This window comes from Pedobacter sp. AC190 (assembly GCF_979258025.1).
In genome coordinates this window covers 2,834,579-2,851,563 of record NZ_OZ409824.1, presented here as the reverse complement: position 1 = coordinate 2,851,563, position 16,985 = coordinate 2,834,579, and the positions used below count along the sequence as shown (strand labels likewise).

Sequence of the window (16,985 nt, the reverse complement as noted above, 5' to 3'; positions counted from 1 at the left end):
TTAAATTCTATTTATTGTAAGTATTTTTGTAGCATGCAAAACGGCACCTTATATTTAATCCCTGTACCTCTGGCAGAAGAGGTTTCACACAAAACCTTTACACCTTATTTGGTTGATACAATTAATCAGATTGATACTTACATTGTAGAGAACAGCAAAACTGCCCGTAGATTTTTAAAAGAAGCAGGCTTAAAAACTCCACAAAAAGATTTAATCGTTCACGATTATGGCAAACATAACAGAAGCGATTTAGGTCAATTTTTTACTGAGCTTAAAGCTGGAAAAGATGTTGGTTTAATGAGCGAAGCGGGTTGCCCTGGTATTGCAGATCCTGGAGCCGATATTGTTGCCGAAGCACATAAACGCAATATAAAAGTGGTTCCGTTAGTTGGCCCGAGTTCAATTCTTTTAGCCTTAATGGCCTCTGGCTTTAACGGTCAAAGCTTTGCTTTTTGGGGTTATTTACCAATTGATAAAGAACAACGTACAAAGCGCATTAAAGATTTAGATCTATCTGCAAGTCGTTATAAACAAACTCAAATTTTTATAGAAACACCTTTCCGCAATAACCAAATGTTAGAAGAAGTTTTAAAAAGCTGTAAGCCGAATACGCAACTTTGCATCGCCAGTAATTTAACAGGAGCTGATGAATTTATTAAAACACAAAGTGTGCATGCCTGGCGCAAAGAAGAAATAGATCTGCATAAAAAACCGACTATATTTTTATTGTATTAAATTGGTAACTTGATTTTTAGCCTTCTGAATTTATGATTCAAACAGCATTCGCGAATAAGGCAAAAAGTATTTTATCGCAAGATGAAAACATAATCGGATTAGCGGTTGCGGGCTCTTGGCTTACCAATGAACTGGATGAATTTTCGGATGTTGATCTAATTCTGATTACCAAAGAAACAATATCTGATAATAAGGATAAAAGGATTGCCTATGCCAAAAGTATAGGCAATTTTATATCTGGTTTTACCGGAGAACATGTTGGAGAACCAAGAGTTTTAATTTGTCTTTACGATAATCCCCTACTGCATGTTGATATCAAGTTTATAACACTTAAAGAATTTGAAGTTAGAATAGAGAATCCCAAAATTCTATTCGACAGAGATAACCAACTTCAAACTGTTTTAAATAATTCTGCGGCAAAATTTCCGTTTCCTGATTACCAATGGATTGAAGACCGCTTTTGGACCTGGGTGCATTATGCGCTTTTAAAAATTGGTCGCGGTGAGTATATGGAAGCTTATGATTTTTTCGGCTTTTTAAGAATGGTAGTTTTCGGCCCTTTGCTTCACCTAAAAAACGGCAACTTACCTCGTGCGGTTAGAAAAGTTGAAATGGACTTAAAGCAGCGCGATTTAGAAAGTTTAATCAATACCATTCCCTCATACAACAAACTTGCTTTGTTAACTAGCCTAAAACACGCTGTTGAATTATACAAGCAACTCAGAAATACCCTGTTCGATGATCAAATAACCGTAAATAAGATTGCAGAACAAAAAGTAATGGAATATTTTATCGATATTGAGAATAGATAATTAATTTCATAAAATCTTTTTAACGACTAATGGAATCCGAGAATTGCTGGGGAATGAAACGGACAACAGCTTATACTAGCTAAATTTTTAGTAAAAAAGCAGAATTAACCAGGACAGATTTATAAAATATTGTTCATTAAATCCATCTAACTAACCCTAGTTGATTAAAACCTTTAATTTAAAAGAAGTTACCTGGTAAAGGAAAATCTTATTTGTACATTCCCTTCCCGTCGATAAAATTGATGACGGAATCTGGGAGAAAAAACTGAACGCTTTTATTTTCTTTTATCGCCTTGCGGATAAATGTTGAAGAAATTTCCATTAATGGGGTATTCGTAAAGGTTATTGAGGGATAATTTTCCCATTCCTTTACCTGTGCACCTGGCCGTGGGTAAACGTAAATCTGATAGTTTTTTAACAGCACTTCATAATTTTTCCACTTCTTCAGCGAAACCAAATTATCGGCCCCCATAATCAGCACAAATTCTTTTTCAGGATATTTTTCGTGCAAATAAGTTAAAGTATCGATGGTATAAGACGGTTGAGGTAAAGCAAACTCAATATCACTAACCCTAATGTTTTCAGTCTTTTCAGTCGCTAATCTGGCCATTTCCAGCCTGTCGTACATATTACCCAACCCACTTTTATCTTTCAATGGGTTATGAGGAGAAACAACTAACCATACCTCATCAAGCTCAGTATGGTTAGCCATATAATTAGCAATAATTAAATGCCCTGTATGAATTGGGTTATAAGAACCAAAGAAAAGCCCAGTTTTCATTTTAATTGCAAATTGAGAATTTAAAACGCTTAGCTATTTAAAAAATCGCTGACCAACTTTTCTGCTTCTGCACATGCAGTTGCCAAATCGTAGTTTTTTAAAATCACATCGAACTTATCTGCATAAAGCAACTCTTTCTCTGCTTTAATAAAGCGTTCCTGTAATTTTTCTTCACTATCCGTTCCACGACCGCTTAAACGTTCTTTCAAAACTTCTAACGATGGCGGCTGAACAAAGATTGCTAATGCATCATCTTCATATTTTCTTTTCAAGCGAATCCCGCCTTCAACATCAATATCAAAAATAACATGTTTATCATCATTCCAGATTCGTTCTATCTCTGAACGTAAAGTACCATAAAAAGTGCCATTGTAAACCTCTTCGAACTCCACAAATTCCTGGCGGGCAACCTTGTGTAAAAACTCTTCCTTACTGATGAAATAATAATCGTTTTCGTGCTGCTCTGCTCCCCTCAATTCGCGTGTTGTAGCAGAAATAGAAAAGCTCAGGTTAGGAAACTTCTTTAATAAATGGTGTACAATAGTTGTTTTACCTGCTCCCGATGGTGCTGAAAATATAATTAATTTACCTTGTTTCATTCTGTTAAGCATAAAGACAAAAGCAGAAAGTCCAAAGCTTTAGTCTTTGAGCTTTAAGCTTTAAGCTTTTTATAATACGTTTAATAACTGTTCTTTTATTTTCTCTAACTCTTCTTTCATTCCCACAACAAACTGCTGCATTTGAGCATCGTTTGCCTTTGCACCCATCGTATTTATCTCTCTACCAATTTCCTGAGAAATAAACCCTAGTTTTTTACCATTAGCTTCTTTACTCGTTAAAGTTTGAAGAAAGTAATCGCAATGACTTTTTAAACGTGTTTTTTCTTCCGTGATATCAATTTTATCGATGTAGTAAATTAATTCCTGCTCAAAACGATTCTGATCGATGTTAACCTTACCAACAGCATCATCTAAAAACTGAGTAAACTTATCTCGTATTGCAGAAATCCTTTTAGGTTCTAATTCCTCTACCGATTTAAAGTACGACAGAATATTTTTAATTCTTAATTCCAAATCAGCTTTTAAAACTGCACCTTCATCCGCTCTAAACTTATTAAAATTAGCTAAGGCATCAGTAAAAATTTTATATAACTGATTCCACTCATCTTCACTTACACTTTCTTCTTTATAACTAATAACCTCAGGAAAAGTTAAAGCAGTTTGCAGTAAGTTACTGCTATTGGCATTTAATTGATCGTTAACAGCAATAAGTTGATTGTAATAATGCGCAAGCAAAGCGGTATTTATATTAGCGCCCGTAACCTCACCCGAACTACGTTCTACGGTAATGCTTAAGCTAACTTTCCCACGTTCAATATCTTTACTACATATATTACGCAGTATTAATTCTTTATCAGAAAAAGCTTTTGGGTATTTTAGATTTAGCTCAAGAAATTTACTGTTGAGCGATTTAATTTCGACACTATATTTAGCATTCGCATAATCGGCTGCTGCCAAGCCGTATCCTGTCATGGATTTTATCATGCGCAAAGGTAAGAAAAATTTAAAGAGTTTTAAACCTGTCTAAAACCGTTTGTATGTGCACGGCGCTTTAAACATTTGATGTAGCGCAAAACCTGTAGTTATTGGCAAATACAGTCCCGCCAATACTACAATCTTTTAGCTAACGTTAACGAAATATATCAGTTTCTACTACCAAAAGTATTTTCGTTTATATCGGGGCTATTTAACAAAACTCGTTCTTATGGCAAATTCTAAAACCCGTTTTAACCAAAAAACAATATTATAAATGCAATAAGATTACAAACAAACAGAGCAGTATTAACGTTTTTTTAACAGATTACTTGGTTAACAATTGTTAATTTTACGAAATATCTCATACGACATGAAAGCCCGTTACCTATTTGTATTGCTTCTTTTCCCGCTTACCTGCCTTTATTATTCTGCAAAAGCGCAGGATTTTATTGTAAAAGGCGTTGTTTTCGAAAAAGGAGCAAATGTAAGAATTGCAATAGCCAATATTACAAATGTTCGTAATGGGATTGGTGTTACCAGTAATGATTTGGGTATGTTTCAAATTCGAGCATCAGTTGGCGACACACTTTTAATCGATAAAGCCAACATGAACGATCAGAGAATTGTTATTACTGGCCATCAGGATATTTTGATTTATTTAGTTCGTGGTACTACTATGCTAAATGAAGTAACCGTTATTGGAAACACAAAAAAGGCCGATTTAGCTGAAATAAAAAAAGAATTTCAAAATAAAGGAGTTTATAATGGAGGTAAATCATCCTTTTTATCTGCCATATTTAACCCTTTAAATGGCTTATACAATTTGGTTGGCAGAGATCCAAAAAACGCCAGAAGATTTGGGCGATATGCTGATAACGAGATTAAACAATCGCAAATTGATGTATATTTTAATCCAACTATAATTAAAAACAATACAGAGTTACGAGGCGACACTTTAGAAAAATACATGGTCGATTATAGACCAGAATTCCAAAAAGCACAGTATTGGAACAGTTATGATTATATTAAATACATTAAAGAATCATCGAAGAAATTTACCGATACCTTAGGGAAAGGAAAATAGTTCTGTACGGTAAATTAAGTCTGTAAAATCAGTCGATTTAAACAAGTGGAATCGAGCAATCAATCTATCTATCCACCGATGGTCTTAACTTATTCTGAATTTTATTTTTAATCCATTCAGCTATAATTAGCATTTTCCCAGCTGCCAGCATAAAAACATGGATAATCATTGAAAAAAATATATAACCTTCAAATTCAATTTGTTGTAGCCATTTGAATTTAATACTCGATTTTATTTCGAAGTGATTTTGCTTTACCTCAACCAAGTTTAGGTTATCGATCTCAGAATCCTCCATCGAATCTGAGAGATAATGCAAGTTTTTACTAATAAATTATAGGAAAGTGATTGGTTTAAATTGAAAGCGCTTCACAAGCTTTTTCTGCAGCAAGTTTTTCTGCATTTTTTTTGTTGTAATCTCTACCAGTACCTACTTTTTCACCTTCAACTACAGCGCTTATTGTAAATAGCTTATTGCTTTCACCTTCGCCATTTTCAACAAGTTCGAACATAATATCCTTACCATGGCGCTGGCACCATTCAATTAATTTACTCTTGAAATTAGTTTCTGTGAGCTCTAAAGTATGAATATCGATATGCGGTTTTACAATTCTACGCAATAAAAACTCTTTGGTAAAATTATAGCCCTTATCCATATAAATTGCCCCAATAATCGCTTCAAAAGCATCTCCAAGCATAGAATTATGCTTAGTTTGGATACTTACAGAACGCTGATCGAATTGGATTAATTTATCGAAACCCATTTTTTTAGCCAACTGGTTTAAGTTAGCTCGATTTACAATTTTGGAGCGCATTTCGGTAAGAAACCCCTCCTCTTTGTATGGGTAATGTTTAAAAAGCAATTCGGCAATTACAGAACCTAAAACAGCATCGCCTAAAAACTCTAACCGTTCGTTACTGCTGCGACTGCCATTTTTTAAAACTTTAGCAACAGAACGATGCCTGAACGCCATTTTGTACAGCGTTACATTCCCTGGGACGAACCCAAGAATATTCTTCAGCTTTTTAACAAACTCCTTTTCGGGAGAGAGATAAAGTTTATATAATTTTAATATCGGCATTAAATAAATAACACAATTAACGGCTAATTAGCATATTTAACTAAGTTATCTATTTTTAACTAGCATACAAAATTATATAGCAAGGCGCAGTTTAATTAATCTTCGTATTTTTTGAAAATTACTGAGGCGTTGTGGCCACCGAAACCAAATGTATTACTTAACGCTGCCCTAACTGTACGTTTTTCGGCTTTGTTAAAGGTAAAATTCAGTTTTGGATCAAATGCAGGGTCATCTGTAAAGTGGTTAATTGTTGGAGGAACGATATCATTTTTTACAGCTAAAATTGCAGCAATCGCTTCAACAGCACCAGCAGCACCCAAAAGGTGGCCCGTCATCGATTTGGTAGAGCTGATGTTTAAACGGTAAGCATCTTCTCCAAACAATGTTCCAATAGCCTTCGTTTCGCTAATATCACCAAGTGGTGTAGAAGTTCCATGAACGTTAATGTAATCTATATCAGCAGTTGTTAAACCTGCATCTTTTAATGCATTTGTCATTACCATTCTGGCACCTAAACCTTCAGGATGTGGAGCGGTAATGTGATTTGCATCAGCACTCATTCCACCGCCAACAAGCTCTGCATAAATTTTTGCACCTCTTGCTTTTGCATGTTCAAGTTCTTCCAAAATAATAGTTCCTGCACCCTCACCTGCTACAAAACCATCACGATCTTTATCGAAAGGACGGGAAGCTGTAGCTGGATCATCATTACGTGTAGATAATGCATGCATGGCGTTAAAACCGCCCATACCCGCTTCGTTAATAATTGCTTCAGAACCACCACTGATAATCACATCTGCCATACCCAAACGGATATAGTTAAATGCATCAATCATAGCGTTTGTAGAAGAAGCACATGCCGAAACAGTTGCAAAATTTGGCCCACGTAAGCCATACTTGATAGAGATATGCCCTGGAGCAATATCTATAATCATTTTAGGGATAAAAAATGGATTGTATCTTGGCGTACCATCTCCTTTAGCGAAATTTGAAATTTCATCTAAAAAAGTTTTCAATCCACCTATGCCCGCACCCCAAATAACGCCGATTCGGTTGGTATCTAATTTTTCAAAATCAAAACCACCATCCTTCACAGCCTCATCTGTAGCTACAAGAGCATATTGTACAAACGGATCTAATTTACGGGCTTCCTTCTTTTCCAAAAAATCTTCTGGATTAAAGTTTTTTACCTCGCAAGCGAATTTCGTTTTGAACTTTTCAGTATCAAAACCTTTAATAGGAGCAGCGCCACTCACCCCGTTAGTCAATCCTTCCCAAAAATCGGGAACATTATTGCCTATAGGAGTGAGCGCACCCAACCCTGTTACTACTACTCTTTTTAATTCCATTTATACTGAAAAAGCGTAACTCTATTTAACGTTTTTTTCCAAATAAGCGATTGCTTGACCAACTGTACCGATGGTTTCAGCCTGATCATCAGGAATAGCTACATTAAATTCTTTTTCAAATTCCATAATTAACTCTACGGTATCTAAAGAATCTGCACCCAAATCGTTGGTGAATGAAGCCTCTGGCGTAACTTCGCTTTCGTCAACACCTAGTTTTTCTACGATAATAGCCTTAACTCTTGAAGCAATATCAGACATAATTTTATAATTTAATGGTTAAATAATTCTGTGCAAAGAAAAATAAATTCTTACAATTTTCAAATGTTTTTATTTCGATACCTAATTTTGGCTCTCAAATAACAAGCGAATATAGAATTAGTTTTTTAATTTCGTTCTGTAAATAATTTATTTCCTTTTGAATAGAACTTACCTAAAATTAACTTTAGACCTTGATTTCATACTAATTGCGGTAACAGCACCCCTAAAAGACTATGTGTTGTGCCACAAAATTAATACGCGTTTAAACACGCATTTTGAAAAAGTAGAAGATCATGAAATATTTTTTAACATTGACGAACCAGCATGGTTTTTCTCCAAATATTACTTTTTTGTAGAGCAAAATGAAGTGGAATATTACTTAATTAGCAACAAAAGTAGCGATGGTGTACTCGTTCCTGAAATGAATAATGTTGATTTTTTTATCATTATTAAAGAATTTATTGATCAAGAAGATCTGGATTATTTAATAAGCGGATTAAACAAAATCCCTGATATACAGGTAGCTGCAAAAATAAACCCAGCCAAACTTAAATCAAAAGAGAATTTGGTAATATAAAAATTATATACTTGGTGTATTAATTACACTATATTTGAGGGTTATAAAAAACTGAACAAAACAAAAAATATATAAAATTTAATGTGGTTTAATTAATTTAGATAATTAATTAGAAACAGAAACTGCATTGCTAAAACGAATAATAAATGAAACCTTTTCATTCCAGAACAAAAATTGTAGCCACACTAGGCCCAGCTTCAGCTAAACCAGATGTATTATATAGTATGTTTAATGCAGGTTTAGATGTTTGTCGTTTAAATTTCTCTCATGGTTCTCAAGCAGATCATCAAGCGGTTTTAGATACCATTCGTGATTTGAATAAAAAATACGATTACAACGTTGGTATTCTTGCCGATTTACAGGGACCAAAAATTCGTATCGGTTTAGTTAAAGAAGGTGGCATTAACCTGATTAACGGAAAAACTACAGTCATTACTACCCAAGAGTGTATCGGTAATGAAGAACGTATTTACATTACTTACCAAAACTTTCCACAAGATGTTCAGGCAGGTGAAATTATCTTATTAGATGATGGAAAACTGCAAATGAAAGTAATCTCTACCAATTTAAAAGATGAGGTAGTTTGTGAAATCGTTCACGGTGGTATTTTAACTTCTAGAAAAGGTGTAAACCTTCCTAACACGAAAGTTTCTATTCCATCTTTAACTCCAGAAGATAGAGAAAATTTAGAATTCGTCTTAGAAAACGATGTAGAATGGATTGGTTTATCATTCGTTCGTAAGGCCGAAGATATTATCGAACTTAAAAAAATAATTGCTGATCGCGGCAAAACAGCTCGCGTAATCGCTAAAATAGAGAAACCTGAAGCGATTGCCAACATCGATGAAATTATCGCTGTAACCGACGGAATTATGGTTGCTCGTGGAGATTTAGGTGTTGAGTGTCCGATGGAAGAAGTTCCATTATTACAAAAAATGATTGTTGCTAAATGTAGAGCAGCTTCAAAACCTGTAATTGTTGCAACTCAAATGCTTGAAAGCATGATTACAACACCTCGCCCAACTCGTGCTGAGGTAAATGACGTGGCAAACTCGGTATTAGATGGCGCTGATGCGGTAATGTTAAGTGGCGAAACTTCGGTTGGAGAATTTCCTTTAATTGTTATCGAAACGATGCAAAAAATTATTCAAAACATTGAGGATAACAACTATCCATTCAATCCTGATAAGTTTTTAAAACCAAAATCGCCTTCTTTCTTAAGTGATGCGATTTGCGATTCGGCTTGTTTCTTAGCGAAACAGACTAACGCTGTTGGTATCGTTTCTATGACTTTAAGCGGTTACACTGCGTTTGAAATTTCAAGTCACCGTCCTGAAGCTTTAACTTATATTTTTACTAGTAATAGAGCCTTATTAAATGCGGTAAGTTTACTATGGGGTGTTAGAGGCTTTTACTACGATAAGTGGGAAAGTACAGATAATACCATTATCGAGGTTAACGAATTCTTAAAAAGCAAGAAATTGGTTAAACAAGGTGATATCATCATCAATACCGCCGCTATTCCAATCGAATCCAAAGGTAAAACCAATATGCTAAAAATTACAGTTATAGATTAATTTCTAAAACTTATAATAAAATTAAATGCCTGAGTTTAACACTCAGGCATTTTTTTTATGATTAAAAAATATACTTTTGCAATCCACACGGAGAGGTGTCAGAGTGGTCGATCGAGCACGCTTGGAAAGCGTGTGTACTGCAAGGTACCGCGGGTTCGAATCCCGCCCTCTCCGCAAAAATGAATGACCTGGTTATTGGATGTTATCGGCTGGGTTTTATTTTGCCCTAAAAGCTTTAGTTTTTAACGGAGTCCGATCTATTTTTAATACGTGCTTTACCTATGCTTACCTCCATTCCTATCCCTCACCTATCCGAGGGTAATCCGATAACAGTATATTAAAACTGCATTTTAAGGGATATGCTGGCAACCCCCAAGCAATAAACATTAGCTTAAGACTATGAAACAGCTACATTTTAATTGATCTTTATGGAGGTGTTAAATGCACCAGAACCAGTTTTAAGAAATAGGCAGATAGTAGATTTTGTATTATTATTGATAAATTAATTTCAAATCGTAAAACAGTATTATTTTTACCAGCAAGAATTAACTAACAAACTATGAATAAATATTGGCTTGGCGTATTGGCCTGTTCTTTGGCTATTAACGCAAATGCTCAACAAAAGGTGATTACAGCGAAAGATTACGAACATGCTGAAAGCTTTTTGAGTTATAACACCTCAAAATATATTGATCATACTTTCTCGCAACCAAACTGGCTTGATGGTGATAAATTTTGGTACACGACAAAAACAGGTGATGGCGAGCAAACTTTTTTAGTTGATCCATTAAAGAAAACGAAAACCTTAACTACCGAATATAAAAGCGGTGGTGGCGCTCAAAATTTCCGTCGTGGTGCTCGTGGAGAAGTTGTATCACCAGACGGAAAAAAATCAATTTTAATTAAGGATTATAACCTTTACGTTAAAGATATTGCCAGCGGCAAACTTACCCAGTTAACAACTGATGGAATAAAAGATTACGGTTATGCAACCGACAATGCTGGATGGAAACATAGTGATGGCGCAATCCTTCGATGGTCGCCAGATTCGAAAAAGATTGCAACCTACCAGCAAGATCAAAGAAACTCGAAAGATATGTATCTGGTAAGTACCAATGTGGGCTCACCAAAACTTAGTGCCTGGAAATATCCTTTACCTGGCGACAAGGCAATTGCAACGATTAGACGAGTTATTATTGATGTTGAAACACCAAAAGTAGTTTCTTTAAATATTCCTGCTGATCCACACCGTGCTACATTGAGTGATGATATTTCGAGCAGCGGAACTTTCGATGATATTGATTGGAAAGCAGATGGTTCTGAAGTTGCTTTCGTATCCACTTCACGCGATCATAAGCAAGAAAAATTTCGCATTGCAGATGCAACGACGGGAGCAGTTAGAGAAGTTTTCGAAGAAACGGTAAAAACTCAGTACGAATCTGGTCAAGGAGCTATTAACTGGAGGTATTTACCTGCATCGAAAGAAATTATTTGGTATTCGGAACGTGATAACTGGGGACATCTTTATCTATACGATTCTACAACAGGCAAGGTAAAAAACCAAATTACTAAAGGTAATTGGGTAGTAACACGTGTACTTAAAGTTGATGAAAAAACCAGAACAATTTATTTCATAGCAAATGGCCAGGATGCCAAAAATCCATATTTCGGGCATTTTTACAAAATAGGTTTTAATGGAAAAAATTTGGTTGATTTAACGCCCGAAGCAGGAAATCATATGGTTACATTTTCACCATCTTCAAAATATTTTATCGATACCTATTCTCAGCCAGATGTGCCAGCTGTTAGCGTTTTAAGAGATGTTGAAGGTAAATTGATCGCTAATCTTGAGAAAACTGATATTTCTAGATTAACTGCAACTGGCTGGAAAGCACCTAAACCTGTTACCATTAAAGCACACGATGGGAAAACAGATATTTACGGTTTGGTATTTACCCCAACAAAAATGGAAGCAGGTAAAAAATATCCTGTTATCGATTATATTTATCCTGGGCCGCAAGGCGGAAGTGTTGGAAGCTGGTCTTTCTCAGCATCGCGTGGAGATAATCAAGCATTGGCCGAATTGGGCTTTATAGTGGTTGTTATCGAAGGAACTAGTAACCCTGACCGATCTAAAAGCTTTCATGACATGAGTTATGGTAACATGGCTGAAAACACATTACCAGATCAGATAACCGCAATTCAACAACTTTCGGCAAATTTTCCAATTGATACAACAAAAGTGGGCATTTGGGGGCATTCTGGAGGTGGCTTTGCTACTGCAGCGGCTATGTTCCGTTATCCTGATTTTTTTAAAGTTGGCATTTCAGAATCTGGAAATCACGATAATAGAAATTATGAGGATGATTGGGGCGAACGCTATAATGGGTTAGCAGAAAATTCGGATTACGAGGCGCAAGCCAACCAGAATTACGCTAAAAATCTAAAAGGAAAACTAATGTTAGTTCATGGCATGATGGACGATAACGTGCCACCATATAATACTTTATTAGTGGTAGAAGCTTTACAAAAAGCTAATAAATCTTTTGATTTGGTAATTTTCCCGAACAGTGCTCACGGTTATGGTAGTTATTCACCGTACATGATGCGCAGAAGATGGGATTATTTCGTGCAAAATTTGTTAGGCGCTCAGGCCCCTTACGATTATCAAATGAAACCACCGACAATAAGATAATCTGATGTTATTCTAAAAGGTTCCAGTTTGCACTGGAACCTTTTTTTTAAGAAAATATCAAGAACGTTAAGTTCTGTTAAACTTTTAATCATCAAGCAATTATCTTCTATTTTAGCTATAAGCTAATCAAAACATGAGATTCTTATTTATACTTTCACTAATCATATTCTCGAATAAAATTTTTGCTCAAAAAATTAACGGACAAATACTAGATTATGCATCGAAATTACCCCTAGAAAATGTAATTGTAAGCTATGGCACGCATACCGTTATTACTTCAGTAGATGGAAAGTTTTCATTTCAAAAAAGTTTATCCTTAGAAATTGTGCGGTTAAAAAAGCTAGGTTATGAGGATTATGAGCTTAACTTAAATAATACTTTTAAAGATCTTACAATCTATCTCAAACCTTCTGCAATAAATTTAAATGATGTGCTCATTTTATCTAAACGCGATTACCTTTCTGATTCGCTAAAAATGAGAAAAGATTATGCCAACGTTTTTGCTTATAAAGCACCTACAATTAAAAATATTCTTGTAGAGAAGGGATGGCGTTACCCAACTGTCGGCTCTAATCTGGTTTCAAATTCGACCTCTTCTATTGTAAGCTTCGATATTTTAAAAACAATTAGTTTGCTTACAAAAGGTAGATCATCTATTTCCAAGTTACAAAAGGTACAGCTTAAGGATGAGGAAATGAACTATATTAATAATCGTTTTAATGCGAAAAAAATTGCTTCAATTACTAAACTCGAAGGCGATTCTTTGCAAAGTTTCATTCAAAAATATAAACCATCAGCAATTGAAGTAAAAAAAATGAACGACTATCAGTTATTGATATATGTAAAAAAAAGTTACACAGAATTTATTAAATCAAACAAAGATTAACTTTAGCAGTTAATTTAGACATACAGTTTAATCATGGGAAAATCCAGAAATCAGAATAATGTAATTATTACGGGAACAACAGGAATGGTTGGTGAAGGTGTTTTAATAAGATGCCTGAATAGTACTGAAATTGATTCGGTATTGGTAATTAATCGAAAACCTTGTGGCTATACTCACCCTAAACTTAAAGAGATTATTCACCTCGATTTCTTCAATTTTGCTCCTATTGAAGCACAATTATCAAGTTATAATGCTTGTTTTTTCTGCTTAGGTATTACATCGGTTGGTGCCGATGACGATACTTATTACAAAATGACTTATACCTTAACTATGCATATTGCAGAAACACTAAGTAAATTAAATAAGGATATGACTTTTTGCTATGTTTCTGGCGGTGGCACTAATGCAGATGGTCGTTTAAAGTGGCAAAAAGTTAAGGGCAAAACCGAAAACGATTTAATGAAGCTACCTTTTGAGCAGGTTTTTAATTTCAGACCTGGTTTTATTAAGCCCATAAAAGAGCAGAGATATGCGCATAAATTTTATAAATATATAAACTGGATGTTTCCGATTGGAAGGGCAATTTCTCCTAATGGCTTTTGTACTATGACAGAATTAGGGGATGCCATGATTAATACCCTGAGCCATAATAACGAGCGAAGAGTTTTAGAAGGAAAAGATATAATTGCTTTGGCTACCGAACCAGCTTAAAAGCTAAATAAACAAAAAAGGCCTCCGTTTTGCGGCAGGCCTCTTTTTGGGATTGTTTTTCATAATCCTAACTATAACTAAAAATTTGAGAGAATCGATTCTGCTGTTACCCAGATATCAACGTAATTTAGAGCAGTTAATATTTTATAGTCAGAAACATTAAACCGTTTCTGCTGTAGTAATTCCTTTGTAGTAAAAAGCCAAAGGCAATTGTTGTTTATTTTCTGTTTTTGTTTTGAACACACTAGTTAACGCTGGGGCATGAAAAGCTTCAAAACCATCATCCATAATTTTCTTTGTTCTTTGTCCGTATGTAATTATACAAACTGAATTACATTCTAATTGCTCAGCTTTAAACATTCTTTGTTTATCAAACCGTGCGGCTAGCCCCTGTCCGATAAATGATTTATGAATAACCAATTTGCTTAAAAAAGCAATAGGAAAACTTATTTCTGCCAACTCAACATCATTGTTTAGTTGATGTCCAGACAGACATTTAAGATTATTGTGTTTCGAGAGTCGTGCTGATGCGATGATATTATCATTTTTATCAAAGGCTGCCCAATGAAAAGCGTAATCATCGTGCTGATCGCAAAAGCGAGTTAAAAAACCTTGCTGAGCTGAGTGGAAATTGTTTTGCTCCCACACCGTTTTACGAAGTTTTAAAATTTCGTTTTTATGGTAGCTAAAGTTTATTTCTTTAATGATTATCATCGGGATTAATTTGATTTTCAATTGTCTTTTAATGATCCCATCTAAACTCAAACTACCAAACCGCACAGAAATCATTTCCAACCACTCTTCTCGATTCAAATCTACAAGGATGTTTAAATAATTTATGGCAGTAAACACCCTTTTTAACAGGGTGTTTTTACGGTATTAGAAAGGGGGATTTTGCGGTTGGTAAATTGCGTATTTATAACCATTTTTATAAATACTAAACACTCAACAAAACTATGATACAAACTCCTCGCGGAAAGGATGGAAAAGATAATACCATTCCAGTTGATATTGCAAAAAAGATGACTGCTGCTTTTAGAGAAAGTCAAAAAGCAGACAAAGGTACTTTTACTGAGGCTGCCTGGTTTCCCGCTCAACAAATCAAACAATTAGCAGAAAAGTTGGCAAAATTTGAGGGAGATGGTATTCGCGTTTATTTTGGAAGATACACACAGGAGATTATTGATTCGATTAATAAATTGGAATACGGAGATAAAATATCAGATAGATATGTTGATATGAACACTTTACTTTTCGTTGTCACAAAAGTTATTGATGACAAACCAAGAACTGATTATTTTATAGAAAAAGTATCACACGGGCATCATCATCATAAAGATTCGTTGAAAAAATATGGCGGCACAACGCCTGATCCTACTGACCCTGAAAACAGAGGTGATTTGTGTCCAAATGATTGCGACATTAATAGTATATTAATGTAAATATAATTAGTAAATGAAGAATAGTTACCAATTATTAAAATGAATGGACTTGGAATAATAAGTTTGTTCTCAACAAATTCAACAATAGAATCAATTTGTCTAGTTTTTGCTGTTTTTTTCTTATCTAAAGATAAATCCAGGTTTTGGAAAATTACAATAGCATATATGGTTTTGGTGCCTTCTACGGAGTTATTAGGCAAGTATTGGGCCCACACATATCATAATAATATATGGATTTACAACATCTATAGCCTATTTGAAGCTGCTTTTATTTTATATGGACTCCATTATTTTTTAAAAGATTATATAAAAATACAAAAATTGATCATAGCAACATTCGTTCTAATTTTAAGTGTTTTTTCAATCTATACTTTTGTAAATGGCATTAGGGTATACAACAATCTAATGATTAGCATGATGTCTGTGTTTTTTATAATATATGCCCTACTTTACTTTTACTTATTATTGAAGGATGAGGCTTATGTAAATTTAAAATTTCATCCCGCTTTTTGGTGGGTAGGTGGAGTTTTAATATTTTATTTCGGCAGTACACTTGCTAATTTTTTCGATGACTATTTTAGAATAACGCTTTATGGAAAATATACATTGAGATTTTTTATATACACAACCATTAACATTTTTTTATATGGTTTTTGGTCTTATTCTTTTATATGCAGAGCCCGCCAACGCAAGTTATCTCTTTAGTAATACTGGCGTCATTAGTGTTTCTTTTGATGCCATTATTTTTACTGATGTATATCCGTTCTTACAATCGCCACAAAAAAAACCATATTGTGGAGAAGCAAAATATGCAGCAAAAATTTGAGGCCGAAATATTAAAAACGCATATCGAAGTACAGGAACAAACGATGCAAACCATAGCTACCGAACTTCATGATAATATCGGACAATTACTAAGCTTAACCACACTCACTTTAAACTCCATTAACGTTTCCGAAAACGAAAAAGCAACCGAAAAAGTTAATAACTCGCTTTCCTTGGTAAATAAATCAATTAAAGAAATTAGAGAACTAGCCAAAATTTTACATGGCGAACAAATTGTAGAATCGGGCATTGGCAATGCAATTGAACAGGAAATTAACTGGCTAAAAAGAGTTGGTGGCTATGAGTTAAGTATTAATAACGATTTACTCGATGTTAAGGTTTCATCGCCTGACAAAGATTTAATTATACTTAGGTTATTACAAGAAATAATTAATAACATTATTAAACATGCCCAAGCGACATCTATACAAATTGATACCTGCTTAAAAAATGATACTTTACTTTTAACTGTAAAAGAAAACGGTGTCGGCTTTGATTATAATGAAGCTAAAAACAAGAAAACCGGAATGGGGCTTGCATCAATTCAGAAGAGAATAGAAATGATTAAGGGAAAAATTGATGTAAATTCGGCCATAGAAAAAGGCACTTCAATTTTTATCGAAATACCATACCCTTAAT

At 34.5% G+C, this 16,985-nt stretch carries 18 protein-coding genes and 1 tRNA gene; 12 read left to right on the top strand and 7 right to left on the bottom strand.

Annotated features, from left to right (window positions below):
- Positions 1–33: 33 nt before the first annotated feature.
- Complete coding sequence (locus ACZZZI_RS12520; protein WP_316755825.1) at positions 34–735, top strand: SAM-dependent methyltransferase; 702 nt, start codon at positions 34–36, stop codon at positions 733–735.
- Positions 736–767: 32 nt separating this feature from the next.
- Complete coding sequence (locus tag ACZZZI_RS12515) at positions 768–1,547, top strand: nucleotidyltransferase domain-containing protein (protein WP_463489598.1); 780 nt, start codon at positions 768–770, stop codon at positions 1,545–1,547.
- Positions 1,548–1,755: 208 nt separating this feature from the next.
- Here the strand turns inward: ACZZZI_RS12515 and nadD are convergent, their stop codons facing one another.
- The 3 genes from nadD to ACZZZI_RS12500 all read right to left on the bottom strand — a co-directional run bounded on the left by nadD (position 1,756) and on the right by ACZZZI_RS12500 (position 3,860).
- Positions 1,756–2,328, bottom strand: coding sequence for a nicotinate (nicotinamide) nucleotide adenylyltransferase (gene nadD, locus ACZZZI_RS12510; protein WP_316755821.1), 573 nt, complete (start codon positions 2,326–2,328; stop codon positions 1,756–1,758).
- Between the two features lie 29 nt (positions 2,329–2,357).
- Complete coding sequence (gmk, locus tag ACZZZI_RS12505) at positions 2,358–2,927, bottom strand: guanylate kinase (protein WP_316755819.1); 570 nt, start codon at positions 2,925–2,927, stop codon at positions 2,358–2,360.
- A 69-nt stretch (positions 2,928–2,996) separates the two neighbouring features.
- Positions 2,997–3,860 carry a YicC/YloC family endoribonuclease gene (locus ACZZZI_RS12500; protein ID WP_316756829.1) on the bottom strand — a complete coding sequence of 288 codons (864 nt, stop codon included), beginning with the start codon at positions 3,858–3,860 and terminating at the stop codon, positions 2,997–2,999.
- A gap of 373 nt (positions 3,861–4,233) precedes the next feature.
- On the opposite strand from ACZZZI_RS12500, the gene ACZZZI_RS12495 reads away from it, so the two are divergent.
- Positions 4,234–4,947, top strand: coding sequence for a hypothetical protein (locus tag ACZZZI_RS12495; RefSeq protein WP_463489597.1), 714 nt, complete (start codon positions 4,234–4,236; stop codon positions 4,945–4,947).
- Between the two features lie 350 nt (positions 4,948–5,297).
- Here ACZZZI_RS12495 and rnc read toward each other — a convergent pair whose 3' ends face one another.
- The 3 genes from rnc to ACZZZI_RS12480 form a co-directional block, all read right to left on the bottom strand.
- On the bottom strand, positions 5,298–6,026 hold the full coding sequence (gene rnc, locus ACZZZI_RS12490) for a ribonuclease III (protein ID WP_316755814.1): 729 nt from the start codon (positions 6,024–6,026) through the stop codon (positions 5,298–5,300).
- Positions 6,027–6,121: 95 nt separating this feature from the next.
- On the bottom strand, positions 6,122–7,375 hold the full coding sequence (gene fabF / locus ACZZZI_RS12485; protein ID WP_316755812.1) for a beta-ketoacyl-ACP synthase II: 1,254 nt from the start codon (positions 7,373–7,375) through the stop codon (positions 6,122–6,124).
- Between the two features lie 21 nt (positions 7,376–7,396).
- Positions 7,397–7,633, bottom strand: coding sequence for an acyl carrier protein (locus tag ACZZZI_RS12480; protein WP_008508386.1), 237 nt, complete (start codon positions 7,631–7,633; stop codon positions 7,397–7,399).
- Between the two features lie 157 nt (positions 7,634–7,790).
- On the opposite strand from ACZZZI_RS12480, the gene ACZZZI_RS12475 reads away from it, so the two are divergent.
- From ACZZZI_RS12475 to ACZZZI_RS12450, 6 genes are all read left to right on the top strand, one after another.
- On the top strand, positions 7,791–8,210 hold the full coding sequence (locus ACZZZI_RS12475; protein WP_316755810.1) for an IPExxxVDY family protein: 420 nt from the start codon (positions 7,791–7,793) through the stop codon (positions 8,208–8,210).
- Positions 8,211–8,356: 146 nt separating this feature from the next.
- Positions 8,357–9,787: a pyruvate kinase gene (pyk, locus tag ACZZZI_RS12470; protein ID WP_316755808.1), complete on the top strand. Its 1,431-nt coding sequence runs from the start codon at positions 8,357–8,359 to the stop codon at positions 9,785–9,787.
- Between the two features lie 89 nt (positions 9,788–9,876).
- Positions 9,877–9,961 (top strand) — tRNA-Ser (locus tag ACZZZI_RS12465).
- Positions 9,962–10,346: 385 nt separating this feature from the next.
- Positions 10,347–12,482 carry a S9 family peptidase gene (locus tag ACZZZI_RS12460; protein ID WP_463489596.1) on the top strand — a complete coding sequence of 712 codons (2,136 nt, stop codon included), beginning with the start codon at positions 10,347–10,349 and terminating at the stop codon, positions 12,480–12,482.
- A gap of 133 nt (positions 12,483–12,615) precedes the next feature.
- Entirely contained in the window at positions 12,616–13,368 is a 753-nt protein-coding gene (locus ACZZZI_RS12455; protein ID WP_463489595.1) for a peptidase associated/transthyretin-like domain-containing protein, read from the top strand.
- A gap of 33 nt (positions 13,369–13,401) precedes the next feature.
- Positions 13,402–14,079: an NAD-dependent epimerase/dehydratase family protein gene (locus ACZZZI_RS12450; RefSeq protein WP_463489594.1), complete on the top strand. Its 678-nt coding sequence runs from the start codon at positions 13,402–13,404 to the stop codon at positions 14,077–14,079.
- Positions 14,080–14,238: 159 nt separating this feature from the next.
- Here ACZZZI_RS12450 and ACZZZI_RS12445 read toward each other — a convergent pair whose 3' ends face one another.
- The gene (locus ACZZZI_RS12445) at positions 14,239–14,931 is read right to left on the bottom strand and encodes a hypothetical protein (protein ID WP_463489593.1); all 693 of its coding nucleotides are present in this window, start codon (positions 14,929–14,931) and stop codon (positions 14,239–14,241) included.
- Between the two features lie 104 nt (positions 14,932–15,035).
- Between ACZZZI_RS12445 and ACZZZI_RS12440 the strand changes: the two genes are divergently transcribed.
- From ACZZZI_RS12440 to ACZZZI_RS12430, 3 genes are all read left to right on the top strand, one after another.
- Complete coding sequence (locus ACZZZI_RS12440) at positions 15,036–15,521, top strand: hypothetical protein (protein WP_463489592.1); 486 nt, start codon at positions 15,036–15,038, stop codon at positions 15,519–15,521.
- 39 nt (positions 15,522–15,560) lie between these two features.
- Positions 15,561–16,226, top strand: a complete 666-nt coding sequence (locus ACZZZI_RS12435; protein WP_463489591.1) for a hypothetical protein — start codon at positions 15,561–15,563, stop codon at positions 16,224–16,226.
- A gap of 104 nt (positions 16,227–16,330) precedes the next feature.
- On the top strand, positions 16,331–16,984 hold the full coding sequence (locus ACZZZI_RS12430; RefSeq protein WP_463489590.1) for a sensor histidine kinase: 654 nt from the start codon (positions 16,331–16,333) through the stop codon (positions 16,982–16,984).
- Position 16,985 lies beyond the last annotated feature (1 nt).

Coding starts and splice junctions, on each gene's coding strand:
- gmk (WP_316755819.1), bottom strand. CDS start 2,927: ATGAAACAAGGTAAATTAATTATATTTTCAGCACCATCGGGAGCAGGT.
- ACZZZI_RS12430 (WP_463489590.1), top strand. CDS start 16,331: ATGCAGCAAAAATTTGAGGCCGAAATATTAAAAACGCATATCGAAGTA.
- rnc (WP_316755814.1), bottom strand. CDS start 6,026: ATGCCGATATTAAAATTATATAAACTTTATCTCTCTCCCGAAAAGGAG.
- ACZZZI_RS12455 (WP_463489595.1), top strand. CDS start 12,616: ATGAGATTCTTATTTATACTTTCACTAATCATATTCTCGAATAAAATT.
- ACZZZI_RS12435 (WP_463489591.1), top strand. CDS start 15,561: ATGAATGGACTTGGAATAATAAGTTTGTTCTCAACAAATTCAACAATA.
- ACZZZI_RS12460 (WP_463489596.1), top strand. CDS start 10,347: ATGAATAAATATTGGCTTGGCGTATTGGCCTGTTCTTTGGCTATTAAC.
- ACZZZI_RS12500 (WP_316756829.1), bottom strand. CDS start 3,860: ATGACAGGATACGGCTTGGCAGCAGCCGATTATGCGAATGCTAAATAT.
- ACZZZI_RS12520 (WP_316755825.1), top strand. CDS start 34: ATGCAAAACGGCACCTTATATTTAATCCCTGTACCTCTGGCAGAAGAG.
- ACZZZI_RS12440 (WP_463489592.1), top strand. CDS start 15,036: ATGATACAAACTCCTCGCGGAAAGGATGGAAAAGATAATACCATTCCA.
- fabF (WP_316755812.1), bottom strand. CDS start 7,375: ATGGAATTAAAAAGAGTAGTAGTAACAGGGTTGGGTGCGCTCACTCCT.
- ACZZZI_RS12450 (WP_463489594.1), top strand. CDS start 13,402: ATGGGAAAATCCAGAAATCAGAATAATGTAATTATTACGGGAACAACA.
- nadD (WP_316755821.1), bottom strand. CDS start 2,328: ATGAAAACTGGGCTTTTCTTTGGTTCTTATAACCCAATTCATACAGGG.
- pyk (WP_316755808.1), top strand. CDS start 8,357: ATGAAACCTTTTCATTCCAGAACAAAAATTGTAGCCACACTAGGCCCA.
- ACZZZI_RS12515 (WP_463489598.1), top strand. CDS start 768: ATGATTCAAACAGCATTCGCGAATAAGGCAAAAAGTATTTTATCGCAA.
- ACZZZI_RS12495 (WP_463489597.1), top strand. CDS start 4,234: ATGAAAGCCCGTTACCTATTTGTATTGCTTCTTTTCCCGCTTACCTGC.
- ACZZZI_RS12480 (WP_008508386.1), bottom strand. CDS start 7,633: ATGTCTGATATTGCTTCAAGAGTTAAGGCTATTATCGTAGAAAAACTA.